A 14126-nucleotide genomic window follows, 5' to 3' on the forward strand; every position below is an offset into this window, starting at 1 on the left:
ATGACCAAGCAGTGCTTTGGCACATCCCATGTGCCGCTTTCCCCCGCCGTTCGCGCCGGCGACTTCGTCTACATTTCGGGCCAGGTGCCCGTGGGTGAGGATGGCGTTGTCGTTCAGGGCGGCATCACCGAGCAGACCCAGCAGGTGATGGCCAACGTCAAGGCCGCGCTGGCGCTCGCCGGCTGCTCGCTGGACGATGTGGTCAAGACGACCGTGTGGCTGGAAGACGCGCGCGATTTCGGCCCCTTCAACGCCGTCTATGGAAAGCACTTCCCCAAGGATCCGCCGGCGCGCACCACCGTTGAATCGCGGCTGATGCTCGACATCAAGATCGAGGTCGAGGCCGTCGCCTACAAGCCGCTCTGATCCAGACAAACCGGAATCTCATCGCATGCGTGTCTTCACGGCGTCGCTCGCCACCGAAACCAACACCTTTTCGCCCATCCCCACGGATCGCGGGGATTTCGAGATGGCTTTCTACGCCAAACCCGGCGACCATCCCGAAACCCCGACGCTCTGCTCCGCGCCGATTCCGGTTCTGCGGCGGCGGGCGAAGGAGGAGGGTTTCACCCTGATCGAGGGCACCGCCACCTGGGCGGAACCGGGCGGTTATGTCCGTCTCGATGTCTATGAGGCGCTGCGCGATGAGATTCTCGATCAGCTCCGGGCCGCCATGCCGGTGGACTGCGTGGTGCTCGGCCTGCACGGGGCCATGGTGGCGCGCGGGCTCGACGACTGCGAGGGCGATCTGCTCGCCCGTGTGCGCGAGATCGTCGGCCCCAATGTGATCGTTGCCGCCGAACTCGACCCGCACAGCCATCTGACGGCGAAGCGCGTTGCGGCGGCGGACATTCTCGCCGCCTTTCTGGAGTTTCCGCATACGGATTTTCTCGAGCGCGCCGAGCATGTGGTGGATCTGGCGCTGCGCGCCACGCGCGGCGAAATCCGCCCCGTGATCTCCACCTTCGACTGCCGCATGGTCGACGTCTTTCCCACGAGCCGCGAGCCCATGCGCTCCTTCGTGGACCGCATGAAGGCGCTGCAGGGCAGGGGGGACGTTCTTTCGGTCTCGCTGATCCATGGCTTCATGGGCGGCGACGTGCCCGAGCTTGGCACCCAGGTCATGGTCGTCACCGATAATGCGCCGGAGGCCGGTGACGCACTGGCCGAAGAACTGGGGCTGGAGGTGCGCGGCATGCGTGGCATGACCGCGATGAACAGCCTCTCCATCGAAGACGCCATCGCGAAAGCCGGTGCCGGCGGCAGGAGCGGAAAACCCGTCGTGATCGCGGATATGTGGGACAATCCCGGTGGCGGAACCGCAGGCGACAACACCGCGCTTTTGCATGCGCTTGTTGAAAGCGGCATCACGCGCGCGGGTGTCGCGACCATCTGGGATCCGCAGGCCGTCGGCTTTGCCCATGGCGCGGGCGAGGGCACCATTCTCGACATGCGCATCGGCGGCAAGGCGAATGCGGCCAGTGGCACGCCATTCGACGGCACATTCGAAATCCGCAGGCTGGCGGAAGAAGGGTGGCAGACCTTCGGCACCAGCCGCGTCACGCTTGGCCCGGCGGCTGTGGTGCGGCTTGTCGGCACCGAGATCGACATCGTGCTCAACACCAACCGCACCCAGACCTTCGAGCCGGATATCTTTTCCAATCTCGGGGTCGATCCGCTGGAAAAGCAGGTGCTTCTCATCAAGTCGACCAACCACTTCCATGCGGGTTTTGCGCCCATCGCGGAAGAGATCATCTACGCGGCGGTGGAAGGGTGCTATCCGAACAATCCGAAGACGGCGGGATACACCAAACTCGCCCGCCCAATCTGGCCGATAGACGAGAACGCATTCCAGTAGAAAACCTGCGCTCAAATGCGGCCTGTTTGACCAATCGCAAAGTGTGTCTCCATGTCGACGGCTAGAAGGAGCCGTCGATATCAAGCGTTCGAAGCCGAACCCAGGAGACCATTCATGAAAGCGATCAAAACCGCCGCCGTGGCACTTGTTGCCGGCCTTGCCCTTGGCATCGTCTCAACGCCCGGCTTCGCCGCCGAGTTTGAGATCAGGATGCTCAACAAGGGCGAGAAGGGCGTGATGGTTTTCGAGCCGGATTTCGTTCGCGCGCAGCCCGGCGACACGATCAATTTCGTCTCGGTCGATCCCGGCCACAATGCCGAGACCATCAAGGGCATGGTTCCTGAGGGCGCCGAAACATTCCGCAGCAAGGTCAGCAAGGATTTCTCGGTGACGCTGACGGAAGAAGGCATTTACGGCGTCAAATGCACCCCGCATTACGGCATGGGGATGGTCGCCCTGGTGGTGGTCGGCGAGCCGGGAAATGCCGATGCTGCGGCGAAGGTCAAGCACCCCGGCAAGGCGAAGAAGCACTTTGCCGAACTGTTTGAAGCGCTGCCGGAAAAACTCGCCGCCAACTGATCCGGGCAGGGCTATGCCGGGCGGGTTTCCTGCCCGGCTTTAATTCAGGGCCGGGGCCGCGGGAGGCTCCAGCGCAAGGCCCAGAAGCCCGGCAAGCGCGGAACGCTCGGCCACGAGATCGGCAAGCGAATAGCGGTCGAACACCGCCAGATATGCATCCAGCGCTTCGGCCACGACGCCCCTCAGGCGACAGGCCGGGTTAAGTGCGCAGCGCGTCGCGCCACCGCCCATGCAGGCGACCAGCGCGAAACTTTCCTCCATCTCCCGCACGACCGCACCAAGGGTGATTTCCTCCGGCGCACGCGCCAGCGCGATGCCACCGGAGCGGCCGCGCTCCGTGGTCACCACACCCATCTGCGAAAGCCGACGCGCGACTTTCAGCAGATGGTTGCGCGACAGATCATAGGCATTCGCCACCTCGCTCACCGTGCAACCGGCATCGCCCCGCAGCGCCAGATAAATCAGCATCCTGAGCGCATAATCCGTCTGCTGCGTCATACGCATGGCGTCACCCCTGCGCTGCGCCGGAAACCCTGTGGGAGCGCACCAGACCGAACAGGGCGCAAAGCGATGCGCCAAGCAGGATGAGCGCTTTAAGGCCCTCGCCGGAAGCGTAGATGAAGTGGTGCATGGAGGCCGGCAGCGGCGAACCGGCGATAACGGCCGCCATGCGCGCGTCAAGCACGGGCAGAAGCCAGAATGATTGCACGGCGAGGATCACCACCAGAAGCGCCGTCGCCAGAAGAAGCACGCGTCGCCGATAAACGAACACCGTCGCCATCATCAGCAGGACGGCCAGCGCCCATTCAACGCGCGAAAAGGCTGCGAAGGTGACATTGCCGATCTCCAGCGCGACAGGCAGCGACATCGAGCCCGCCTGAAATTTCACCGGTGTGGCCAAAAAGGAAACGCCGCACACCATGCCCAGCCAGATGAGGGCGATGAAGCCATAGGCGGCGAGCGCTGCGGGGCTGGTTTCGTTCTCACGCATTGCCTGCACTCCTCGCACGCGCCGCATCCGGTCCGAGCGCTGCAGGCAGGCGGAAGAACATGGCCAGCCGCAGGCTCCTTGCAATGCGCTCGGCCCGCTCGACGAAGACCGCCGCGGTGCCCGGCGCGCACAGATCTGCAACCGTCTGCCGGAAGATGCCGAGCCAGATGTCGAAGTCGGATTCCTCGACGGTGGTGAGCTTCACATGCGCAGGCACGGGTCGGCCGTGATAGCTGCCATCCTTCAGGATCACGGCGCACCAGAAGTCCGTCATCTTTTCCAGATGCGGTTCCCAGTCGTCCTTGATCTCTCCGGCGAAAATCGGGCCGAGACGCGCATCGCTGCGAACACGGCGATAGAATTCCCGCACCAGACGGCCGATGAAAGCGCGGTCCACCGCCGGGTCTTTCAGGGCCTCGTCAGGCTGCGGCCTTGGGCGCGCCGACAATGCATCGCTCATGGCATGCTCCTAAAGTGATATATTCTACGCCACTTTTATCATGAAGGCGCGTCCACTCAACAGACGCGATGTCGCAGCGCCGATCTGCCTGGCAGGCGAGGGGGCGGCGGTCTCAGCCATGGGTTGTGCAGCGCCTCTCATTTAATCTTGACAAAGATACTCATATTAATGATGATTGGGAACGAAAACAGCGGATCACTCGTGATGCAGTATCGTCTCCTTTCGCCAGAAAGCCTGATACCAACCGAAGACGTCGACCCCGACCGGGTTGCCGGGCTTCAGGACGCTATTTTGCGCCATGGCTTCTGGACCGTGCCCATCGCGGTCGAGAGGAGCGCCCTGTTCGTGATGGATGGCCATCATCGTCTCGCCGTCGCCCAGCGCCTGCGTCTTGCCGTCGTTCCGGTCGTGTTGCGCGACTATTGCGATGTGAAGGTGGAGAGCTGGCGGCCGGGCATGACGATAACGCCAGCGCGCATCTTTGCGATGGCGCGCAGCGGCCGCAAATTCCCGAGCAAGACCACGCGGCATCTATTCGTAGAGGAACTGCCCGACTGCGCGCTGCCGCTTGGCCATTTGCGTCACCCGGGCATCGCGCCGCGTTTCTTCGGGCCAGCGCCCGAGGCGCGCCCGTGACGTTTCATGGCCACAAGCCCAATGCCGGGCTCTCCCCCGTCTTAAGTCCGGAAATCGCAAGATTTCTGGCCGAAGAAAACACGCTTCTAATGGAGTGGATCGACCGGCACGGCTCCCCGCTCAACCTGATCTGGCCCGGACAGCTGGCGAAGAATCTTGCCGCGATGGAGGCGGTTTTCGCGCAGTGTCGCGTCGCCCATGCGGTCTATTATGGCGCCAAGGTCAACAAATCACCGGGCCTCATGGCCACGGCATTGAAAGCCGGTGCCGGGATTGACGTGTCGAGCCTCTATGAGCTTCAGGACGCCCTGCATCTCGGAGCCGATGGGGGAAAGCTCGTGGCAACGGGACCGGCAAAATCCCGGGCGTTTCACGAAGCCCTGATCGATTGTCAGGCCCTGATTTCGGTCGATTCACCGGAAGAACTCGACGATCTGATCGCCCGCCTTCCAGACCGGACGAGCGCGCAGCCGGTGCTTATGCGCCTGCAGCCTGCCGGTCATGAAAAGAGCCGTTTCGGCATGCCCGCACCGCGCCTGCGCGCCTGCTTTGCGCGCATTGCCGCCGAAAAGAGACTGCGCTTCGATGGGCTGCACTTTCATATAAGTGGTTATGCCTGGGAAGAGCGCGCAGAAGCATTGCGTGAAGCCGCTCCGCTGATCGCTGAAGCCCGCGCCATGGGGTTCGCCCCGCGCATGATCGACATTGGCGGCGGATTGCCGGCGCAATATGTCGATCCGCACGCCTATCGCGCGCATTTGCAGGCGCAGAGGCCTGACGATTATCGAACCGGAAGAGTGCCATCCGCGTTCTATCCCTATGGGGGCGCGCTTTCCGCCGCCGACTGGCTGCGCCATCTGCTCGACGCTCCCATGGGTGATGGCCACAGCGTTGCGGATTATCTGAAGCGCGAAGCGCTGACGCTCGGGCTGGAGCCGGGGCGCGCGCTCGCCGATCAGACGGCGCTGACGCTCTTTCGGATACTGCGGGTCAAGGCGCTCACGGCCAGAGACCATGTGATCTTTGTCGAAGGCAGCAGTTTCAGCGCCTGCGAGACGTGGTTTTCGTCCGAATTTCTGGTCGATCCGGTCCTTTTGCCGACGGGTCGCTCCGCACGCTTACTCAGGCCCGTTCGTGCCTACATCGCAGGCCACAGCTGCCTGGATGAAGACGTGCTTTGCAACCGTTGGCTCACCTTTCCGGTTGCTCCACGCGCCGGAGACATTCTGGTCTGCGCCAACACTGGCGGCTACCAGATGGACCTCCTCGAAAACGAATTTCATCGCCACCCGATGCCGGGCCGCCTTCGCGTGGTTCAGGACTCAAATGGGCAGCCAGCTCTTGTTCCTGACTCACTGACGAGAGGCGCACATGCTTTGCAGCACCATTGGCCAGTTGATCGGTTACACGCCGGTCATGACGATCCCTGTGCCGAATAGCGACGCTACGCTGGCACTCAAATCGAGAAGAACAATCCAGGCGGTTCGATGAAAGACCGCATGGCGCGCAGCATGGTCATTGCCGCGCTTGAAGACGGAAGGCTTTCCCCCGGCGGGACGATTGTCGAATCCTCTTCCGGCAATACCGGCATAGGCCTGGCGCTTGCCGCGCAGGAATTCGGCCTGCGCTTTATCGCCGTGGTCGACCACCATGCAGCACCCGACAAGATCCGCACCATGCGGGCGCTCGGCGCGGAGATCCGCTTTGTCGAAGGCGATTTTCGCGAAGACGAGGTTGCGGTGGTGGAGCGGCAGCGGCTTGCCGCACAGCTTGGCGCGCAGCTACCCGGCGCGCTCTTCATGAACCAGTCCGACAATCCGGCGAACCCGGATGGCTATGCCGGCTTTGTCGATGAACTGCTCGTTCAGTTTCCCAGAGGGATCGACGCCTTTGTGGGTTGTGTCGGCACCGGCGGCTCCATGACCGGCATCGCCCGGCGTCTGAAGCGGCACAACCCGCGCATTCGCACGATCGCGGTGGAGCCTGCCGGCTCCATCGTCTTCGGCAAGCCGGGGCATGCCTATTATCAGTCTGGCACGGGAACCCCGGCCGGCGACGAAGTGGGCAAAGTGCTCGATTACACCTGCATCGATGAAGGCGTACAGGTTACCGACACGCAGGCGTTTGAAACCGCGCGCCATGTCGCCCGCCATCATGGTCTTCTGGTCGGGGGCTCCACGGGCGGAACCATCTACAAGGCGCTGGAATTCATCGCGTCGGGCCATCTTTCGGGCACGGTTGTCACCGTGGTGGCCGATGGCGGCGAGAAATATCTGGGCTCCATCTTCGATGATGACTGGATGCACAAACGCAACCTGCTCGACCCCGCGATTGGCGAGCAGCTCGAATTCTGGCTCTCCGGCATGGCGTGCGCGGCATGAAGGTCACGATCTGCGGCGCGGGCCGCACCGGACATCTCAACGCAGTGCTTTACAGGCAGCAGCCGAATGTCAGCGTTTCCGTCTTCACCCGGAACGCCGAACTGGCTGAACTTTGGGCCTCTGGCGAGAGCCAGTGGGAGGCGCACACCGCTGACGGCGGTGTGCTCTCGGCGCGGCCAGACTATGTGGGCGCGGATGCCGAGCGGGCGCTCTCCCAGACGGATCTCGTCGTGGTGACCCAGCCCGCACAGGCGCGCGCCGGGCTTCTTGAACAGCTTGCGCCGCACCTTCCGCAGGAGAGGCGCGTCTTTCTCGGCGCGATCCCCGGCTTTTGCGGGTTCGACTGGCTGGCCGCCGAAATTCTTGCTGGACACGACAATGTCGTGATCTGGGGCATGAAGGATGTGCCCCACACGGCGTTCGACCTGACGCCCGGAAAGCGCGTGCGCATGGGCGGTGCAAAGGCGCAGCTTTATGCAGCGCTTCACCGCCGCGAGGATGACGCCCACGGTGCGGAACTGGCTGGCCTGCTTGCCACGCTGTTTGCGGCCCCGGTGACGATGCTGCGCGACTATCTGGAAATCACGCTCACCCCCGGCAATGCACTCATGCACCCGGCCGTGCTCTATGGCCTGATCGGCCCGGACGGGCCATGGCAGGGCAGAGCGTTCGACGCACCCGTCTGCTGGTGGAGCGATTGTCCGCAAAAGGGCGCGGATCTCCTTGAGGCGTGTGATGCGGAAAATCAGGCGATCCGCCATGCGGCAGAGGCGAAGCTCGGCATCGATCTCAGCAGCGTGAAGCCGCTCCGGCAGGAGCTGATCGAAGCCTATGGCGACTAGATCGGGGATGCCCGAAGCCTCTATTCGCTCCTGCGCACGAACCGCGCCTATGCCGGTATCAAAGCCCCCATGACGCCTGATCCGCAGGGGCGGGGGCTGGTGATTGACCGCGAAAGCCGCGCCTTCCACGAGGACATCGGTTTCGGGCAGGCCCTGCTGGTTGAGATGGCGAAACGGCTCGGCGTGGCGGTTCCCAACATCGCGAAAACCTATCGCTGGGCCTGTGATTATCACGGCGGGTTGGCCGAAACCGCGCCGGCCTATCTGCCCCGCAACTGGTCGGAGGCTGCGTGATGGATGACATTCGCCTTTACACCGCCGCCAGTCTCGATGAAGCGCCTTTGCGGGAAAACGCAGTGCAGAACGCACTGCGAAGGCTCATCCGCTGCCTGTTCGCCGAAGGCCTGCTCGATCCGGCGGCCCTGCAATGGGCCGGGGACAGAAATGAGGCGGAACTTCCGCTCTGGCCATCGCGCCGGGTTCTCCATTTCGCTGACCTGCGTCGTGCGCCCGCAGGCACACTGCGGAATTTCGGACCGATGGAGCTTGTGGATGCGGCAGGCGTTCGCGCCCGCATCGAGCATCCCGTCACGCTGGTGCGGGCGATTGCCCCGAGCCTTGCCATGTCGCCCGCGGCCAATGGCATCACACATCTCCTGCGCGACATCGAAAACAGCATGGCAAACGACATTCTGGCGCGTCGCTACCGCGCGGATTGGAGCGCGGGGCTGCGACGCCGGATCGATGATGGGAAGGCCCCCGGCCTCCTTGCCTATCTGCAGGAGACCCTGCCGCCCCATCTGGCGGCGATGTTCCTCGATCAATGGGGCGCGCTTGAAGGGCACCCCTTCTATCCAACGTGGAAGGCGCGCCCGGGCCTCTCGGCAGAAGACGTGGAAGCGTTCTCGCCCGAGTTCGGCGCGCGGGTGCCGGTGCGCATTGCCGCGCTGCGCAGGGACTGGGCCCATGTCGAGAGAATGCCTCATGTGGCCGATTATTCCGACTGGTTCGCGCAGAATTTCCCCGATTGCTGGCGGGACTGGTTGCACCGGTTGGAGGCGTGCGGCCAGGTGGTGACGGAGTGGATACCGCTGCCGATCCATGCCTGGCATCTGACGCATTTCGTGCGCCACGAATTTGCAGACGAGATCGCCCGTGGCGTGCTCGACCCGGAAGGCCCCGACTTGGTGATGCTGCCTTCCATGTCGTTCCGCACCATGTTGCCGGAGACGCAAACCCCGCGCCCCTTCATCAAATTGCCGGTCGCGATCTGGATGACCAGCGAGCAGCGCACCCTGCAGGCCAAGTCCATCCATATGGGGCCGCGCCTCAGCACGATGATCCGCGATATCCTGATGCGCGAGGGGGAGGCGCTAACCGACAGGCTCGACATTTTCACTGAGGAGCTGGGCGCGATCCTCCGCGATCCCGAAACGGGCGATGAGCATCCCGGCCGCTTTCTCTCGGTTGTCTATCGCAACACCGATGTGCTGAAGCTTGCCGACGGTCAGATCGCGGTCGCCGTTGCCGCCCTTCTTGCCGAAAGCCCGCTCGATGGCCGGCCTCTCATCTGCGAGCTGATCGCCCGGGGAGACGAGGGCGGCGAGGGCGATGCGGCGGTGGAAGCCTTCTTCCGCTCCTATGCACGCACCATCATCGAGCCCGTGCTCACCATGTATCTGCTCTATGGCATCGCCTTCGAGGCGCATCAGCAGAACAGCACCACCCTGTTCGATGCGGCGGGCAGACCACGAAAACTGCTGATCCGCGATTTCGGTGATGGCCGCAGCTTCGCACCGCTTTTCGAGGAACGCGGCTTCCGGCTGAAACCCTTTGTGCGGGAGGGCATTCTGCCCACCACGTTCGACGAGGATATCGGCCCGGTGCGGTCCTTCCTCATCGATGCCTGCTTCGTCTGCCATCTGCACGAGATCGCGCTCACCCTCACCGATCACTATGAGCTCCGCGACACGGGCCTGTGGCGCATTCTCAGAGAAGAAACGGAAAGCGTTTTCGACGCTTTGCGCCCGCGCATGCTGAGCGACGCCTTCTGGCAGCGGGAGCGAACGGCGTTTCTCGAAGAGCCCTGGCCGACGCGATCCGTTCTGCGCATGCATCTGGAGCGATACCGCGACTACCGCGCCGAGCACACGCTGCCCAACCCGCTGGCGGAGGCGCAATGACGCTCACGGCAACGGTCATTCGCGGCTTTGGGCCGGTCTTTGTTCTGCTCTTTGCGCTGCAATTCGTTTCCATGGGCGCGATGGAGATGAGCGGGCCGTTCTGGCCGCTGCACATCGAGGCGCTGAGCGCTTCTGAAAACGCCTTCGCCCTTGCCGGCATCGGCGTCTACGTGCTCCCCATGCTCGGCATATCGCTGACCAGCGCTTTCTGGGGGCGGATGGGAGACCGCTACGGCAACCGGCTGATGATGGTGCGCGCGCTTGCGGGGCTGGCCGTCACGCAATTGCTGGTGGCCTTCGCAACCGATGTGTGGACCATCATGGCCCTGCGCTTTCTGCAGGGGGGATGCGCGGGCTATATCGCCCCGGCGCAGGCATATGGGGTTCAGGTCACCGGGGGCAGGGACCGCACAAGCCTGTTCGCCTGGCTCCAGGTGGCCACCAATGTGGGCTCGCTCGGCGGCGCGTTTCTGGGCGGGCTGATCCTCGATGCCTATCCCTTCGCCGTGATCAACCTCACCGCTGGCGCGGTCTGCGCCCTCTGCGCCCTTGTCGCCTGGCTAAGCCTGCCGACACCGCAGGGCGAAGCGCCCGCCGTGGGCGCGGGCAGGGTGCAGGCGCGGCCGGCCGAGGCGCCTGTCACCGCGCTCTTTGTTTTGATGAGCACGCTCATTGCCAGCCGCATGGTGCTTCAGGTTCCGTTTGCGCTTTACATGACGCAGGTCTTCGGCGCGGCCCACTGGGTTGCCGGCTTCAGCTACGGCCTGCTGGCTCTCGGTTTCGTGCTTGCCGCGCCGCTGTGGGCGCGGTTCCTCGAAGAGCGGCCCAACGCCTTTGTGCTGGGCTGGAGCGTGCTGATCTCGACCGCGTGCCTGCTCGTCACGCATCTCGCCGGGGCCACCAGCTCCGTTGCGACATTCACCATGCTCTATTTCCTCTGGGGTGTGCTTCTGGGCGGCACCACGCCCGTTCTGCTCTCGCTTGTCTCGGCAGCCACGCCGGGCGACCGGCAGGGGCGGGCGCTTGGCCTCGCGCAAAGCTGGCAGCAGGGCGCATCCGTGATCGGCATCACCGCCGGCGTCATCGCAACGCGGCTCTTGGGACTGGAAGCCGCGTTCCCACTCGTCTCATCCCTCTACGCCCTCTCCACCTGCATCGCGCTCGGCACATGGCTGAGGGAGCGACACTCAAACAAACAGGAGATTTCAAATGACTGAAAGACGAACCCTGCTTGGCTCCATCGCCATGGCAGTTCTGCTGACCCTGACCGTGCCATCAGGGTTGGCTCTTGCCAATGACAAGCCGGCGGCTCAGGCGCAGGCACCGCTTGTCGTGACCGATATTGCAGGCCGCGAGGTCACCGTTCAGGCGCCCGTTCAGCGGATCTTGCTGGGCGAGGGCAGACAGCTTTACCTCATTGCATCGCTCGCCCCGGAAAACCCGCTTTCGCGCATCGTTGCCTGGCGCAACGACTTGATCGAGGCGGACCCCGCCACCTATGCGCAATATCTGATGGCGTTTCCCGAGCTTGCGGACCTCACCACGTTCAAGGGGCAGGAAGACAGTCTGATCGACATCGAGTCGGCCATTATCCAGAAGCCCGATGTGGTTCTGCTCAATCTCGAGGCCATGCGCGCCAATGAGGACGCCGAATATGTCGAGAAGCTCGCCGCGCTCGATATTCCGGTTCTCTATGTGGATTTCCGGCACATGCCGCTCGAAAACACCGATCCGACAATCCGCCTTCTCGGCAAGATCATGGGCCGCGAGGACAGGGCCGAGGAAATCGTCGCCTTTCGGCGCAAGGCAATGGCCGAGGTGACCGATGTCATCGCCGCGCAGAGGCCTGAACGGCCGAACGTGTTCATCGAGCGCATCGGCGGTTATTCGGAGGAATGCTGCCTCACATTCGGGCCGGAGAACTTTGGCAAATATGTCGAGCTCGCCGGCGGCCACAATATAGGTAGCGATTTCCTGCCCGCGACCTTCGGCCAGCTCAACCCGGAGCAGGTGATCGTCTCCAATCCGGAGCATGTGGTCGTTACCAGCGCGGACTGGGAAGCCTATGTTCCAGGCGGACGCTGGATACCGGTCGGTCCGGGCGAAGACACCGAAAACGCGCGCGAAAAGCTGGACTGGTACACGACGCGCAATGCCTATGCCGGCACCGAGGCGCAGGAAAAGCAGAATTTCCACGGCATCTGGCACCAGTTCTACAACAGCCCCTATGATTTCGTGGCCGTGCAGCAGATGGCGAAATGGTTCCATCCCGAGCTCTTTGCCGATCTGGACCCGGACGAGACATTTGCGGACTATCACCGCCGCTTCCTGCCCGTGGACTATCTGCCGGGCTACGCCGTGAGCCTGTCCGACAATCCGTCATGACCGGCATTCGCAGTGAAACAGCGCCCCTTTCGGGGCGCACCTCCTATCAGGCGCTGACCCTGCGGCGAAAGCTCGTTCTCGCCGCTCTCTCCGTCGCTCTCGTTCTGGCGCTGATCGGCGACATCGCCACCGGACCTGCAAGCTACGGCCTTTGGGATGTGGCGCGCACGCTGATCGCGCCGGCCGAGGCCGATGCGCAGATGCGGGTCATCGTCTGGTCCATCCGCACGCCGGCCGCCTTAATGGCCATCGTCGTGGGCATGGCGCTCGCCATTGGCGGGGCGCAGATGCAGACCATTTTGAACAACCCGCTGGCGAGCCCCTTCACGCTGGGCATTTCAGCCGGCGCGAGCTTCGGCGCGGCGCTGGCCATCGCCTTCGGTGTCGCCCTCATTCCGGCAGCGGGCGAATATGTGGTCGCGGTCAACGCTTTCGTGGTCGCCATGGCGACGGCCTGTCTCATCCACATGGCGAGCATCAGGCGCGGGGCGTCCATCCAGACCATCGTTCTGTTCGGCATCGCGCTTGTCTTCAGCTTCAACACCGCGCTGGCCATCACCCAGTATTTCGCCAATCAGGAGGCGGTTGCTGCCATCGTGTTCTGGACCATGGGGAGCCTCGCCAAGGCCACATGGCCGAAATTCTTCATGACCGCGTTTGCCGTGGCCATCACGCTGCCCATCTTCCTGCGCCGCCGCTGGCAGCTTTCCGCGCTGCGGCTGGGCGAGGCGAGGGCGGCCAGCTTCGGCATACCGGTGCGCCGCCTGCGGCTTGAAACGCTGATCCTCGTGTCGCTTCTCTCGGCCATTCCGGTGGCCTTTGTGGGCACGATCGGCTTCGTCGGGCTCGTTGGCCCGCATATCGCGCGCATGATGGTGGGCGAGGACCAGCGTTTTCTCCTGCCGGCAAGCGCGCTGACCGGCGCGCTGATCATGTCGCTGAGTTCGATCCTGGCAAAGGTCGCCGTGCCCGGCGTCGTGCTGCCCATCGGCATCGTGACCGCGGCCGTCGGCCTGCCGGTCTTCCTCTATCTGATCCTCAAGAACGGGAGAGAGATATGGTAGTTTTGAGCACGGATCGCCTCGGCGTCCGCTTCGGGTCGCGCGATGTGCTGCGCGACATCACGCTGCCGCCCTGCGACGGCGGCAAGGTGGTTGCCATTGTCGGCCCCAACGCGGCGGGCAAGTCGACCCTCTTCCGCCGCATCGCCGCCCTTCTGCCGGGGCCGGGCTCCTTCAGCATCAGAAATGTGCGCGATCCCGCCCGGGCCATCGCCTACATGCCGCAGGACCAGAGCGGCAGTGCGGTTCTGACCGTCTTCGAGGCCGTTCTTCTGGCCCGCAAGCAGGTGAGCGGCTGGCGGCTGCGAAACGGTGACCTGATGGCGGTCGACCAGACGCTTCAAACGCTTGGCATCGACCATCTCGCCGACGAGGTGTTGTCGGAACTGAGTGGCGGGCAGCGCCAGCTTGTCGGGCTTGCCCAGTGCCTCGTGCGCGATCCGCAGGTGCTGCTTCTGGACGAGCCGACCAGCGCGCTCGACATGAACCGCCAGCTGGAAGCCCTGAGCTGTGTGCGCGGGCTGGCGCGCGAAAAGGACATGCTCGTCCTGATCGCGCTGCACGACCTCAACCTGGCGCTGAAATTCGCCGACGAGGTGGCGATTCTGTCAAACGGAACGCTTCATGCTTTTGGGCCGGCGGCCAATGTACTGACCCCCGACAACCTCGCCACCAGCTTCCGCGTGCGCGCCCGCGTCGAGCCCTGCTCACGGGGCGAACCGCATCTCATCGTGGATGAGGCGATCTGAG

Annotated in this window: 13 protein-coding genes and 2 pseudogenes; 12 read left to right on the forward strand and 3 right to left on the reverse strand. The window is 63.7% G+C overall.

Translation table 11 applies throughout. The features are described from left to right. The 3 genes from ACRTG1_RS00100 (at window position 1) to ACRTG1_RS00110 (ending at window position 2437) form a co-directional block, all read left to right on the forward strand. Entirely contained in the window at window positions 1–366 is a 366-nt protein-coding gene (locus tag ACRTG1_RS00100; RefSeq protein WP_113157060.1) for a RidA family protein, read from the forward strand. A gap of 25 nt (window positions 367–391) precedes the next feature. Continuing rightward, entirely contained in the window at window positions 392–1858 is a 1467-nt protein-coding gene (locus ACRTG1_RS00105) for a M81 family metallopeptidase (protein WP_432515489.1), read from the forward strand. 114 nt (window positions 1859–1972) lie between these two features. After that, window positions 1973–2437 (forward strand): pseudoazurin, encoded by a 465-nt coding sequence (locus ACRTG1_RS00110; protein ID WP_432515490.1) that lies wholly within the window; start codon window positions 1973–1975, stop codon window positions 2435–2437. A gap of 39 nt (window positions 2438–2476) precedes the next feature. Here ACRTG1_RS00110 and ACRTG1_RS00115 read toward each other — a convergent pair whose 3' ends face one another. The 3 genes from ACRTG1_RS00115 to ACRTG1_RS00125 are packed head-to-tail and all read right to left on the reverse strand — an operon-like array spanning window position 2477 to window position 3888. Continuing rightward, window positions 2477–2941, reverse strand: coding sequence for an RrF2 family transcriptional regulator (locus ACRTG1_RS00115; RefSeq protein WP_206546470.1), 465 nt, complete (start codon window positions 2939–2941; stop codon window positions 2477–2479). Window positions 2942–2945: 4 nt separating this feature from the next. Then, entirely contained in the window at window positions 2946–3428 is a 483-nt protein-coding gene (locus ACRTG1_RS00120; protein ID WP_432515491.1) for a DUF4149 domain-containing protein, read from the reverse strand. Beyond that, window positions 3421–3888, reverse strand: coding sequence for a group III truncated hemoglobin (locus ACRTG1_RS00125; protein ID WP_206548946.1), 468 nt, complete (start codon window positions 3886–3888; stop codon window positions 3421–3423). The genes ACRTG1_RS00120 and ACRTG1_RS00125 overlap by 8 nt, the downstream gene beginning before the upstream one ends. A 204-nt stretch (window positions 3889–4092) precedes the next feature. Here ACRTG1_RS00125 and ACRTG1_RS00130 point away from each other — a divergent pair, with 204 nt between their 5' ends. From ACRTG1_RS00130 to ACRTG1_RS00170, 9 genes and pseudogenes are all read left to right on the forward strand, one after another. Next, the gene (locus ACRTG1_RS00130) at window positions 4093–4524 is read left to right on the forward strand and encodes a ParB N-terminal domain-containing protein (RefSeq protein ID WP_432515492.1); all 432 of its coding nucleotides are present in this window, start codon (window positions 4093–4095) and stop codon (window positions 4522–4524) included. Further along, window positions 4521–5963: a Y4yA family PLP-dependent enzyme gene (locus tag ACRTG1_RS00135; RefSeq protein WP_432515493.1), complete on the forward strand. Its 1443-nt coding sequence runs from the start codon at window positions 4521–4523 to the stop codon at window positions 5961–5963. Before ACRTG1_RS00130 ends, ACRTG1_RS00135 begins: the two co-directional genes overlap by 4 nt. After that, window positions 5896–6905 (forward strand): annotated as a pseudogene (locus ACRTG1_RS00140) (PLP-dependent cysteine synthase family protein). Before ACRTG1_RS00135 ends, ACRTG1_RS00140 begins: the two are co-directional and overlap by 68 nt. After that, a pseudogene (locus ACRTG1_RS00145) lies at window positions 6902–8041 on the forward strand (NAD/NADP octopine/nopaline dehydrogenase family protein). The pseudogenes ACRTG1_RS00140 and ACRTG1_RS00145 overlap by 4 nt, the downstream one beginning before the upstream one ends. After that, window positions 8041–9930: an IucA/IucC family protein gene (locus tag ACRTG1_RS00150; RefSeq protein WP_432515494.1), complete on the forward strand. Its 1890-nt coding sequence runs from the start codon at window positions 8041–8043 to the stop codon at window positions 9928–9930. Before ACRTG1_RS00145 ends, ACRTG1_RS00150 begins: the two are co-directional and overlap by 1 nt. After that, window positions 9927–11147: an MFS transporter gene (locus ACRTG1_RS00155; protein WP_432515495.1), complete on the forward strand. Its 1221-nt coding sequence runs from the start codon at window positions 9927–9929 to the stop codon at window positions 11145–11147. Before ACRTG1_RS00150 ends, ACRTG1_RS00155 begins: the two co-directional genes overlap by 4 nt. Continuing rightward, on the forward strand, window positions 11140–12315 hold the full coding sequence (locus ACRTG1_RS00160) for an ABC transporter substrate-binding protein (RefSeq protein WP_432515496.1): 1176 nt from the start codon (window positions 11140–11142) through the stop codon (window positions 12313–12315). The genes ACRTG1_RS00155 and ACRTG1_RS00160 overlap by 8 nt, the downstream gene beginning before the upstream one ends. After that, on the forward strand, window positions 12312–13379 hold the full coding sequence (locus ACRTG1_RS00165; RefSeq protein ID WP_206553084.1) for a FecCD family ABC transporter permease: 1068 nt from the start codon (window positions 12312–12314) through the stop codon (window positions 13377–13379). The genes ACRTG1_RS00160 and ACRTG1_RS00165 overlap by 4 nt, the downstream gene beginning before the upstream one ends. Next, entirely contained in the window at window positions 13373–14125 is a 753-nt protein-coding gene (locus ACRTG1_RS00170) for an ABC transporter ATP-binding protein (RefSeq protein WP_113157050.1), read from the forward strand. The genes ACRTG1_RS00165 and ACRTG1_RS00170 overlap by 7 nt, the downstream gene beginning before the upstream one ends. Window position 14126: the final 1 nt, after the last annotated feature.

Origin of the sequence: Nitratireductor sp. PBL-C9 (assembly GCF_050877045.1) — a bacterium.
In the GTDB taxonomy this organism is placed as follows: Bacteria; Pseudomonadota; Alphaproteobacteria; order Rhizobiales; family Rhizobiaceae; genus Nitratireductor; species Nitratireductor aquimarinus.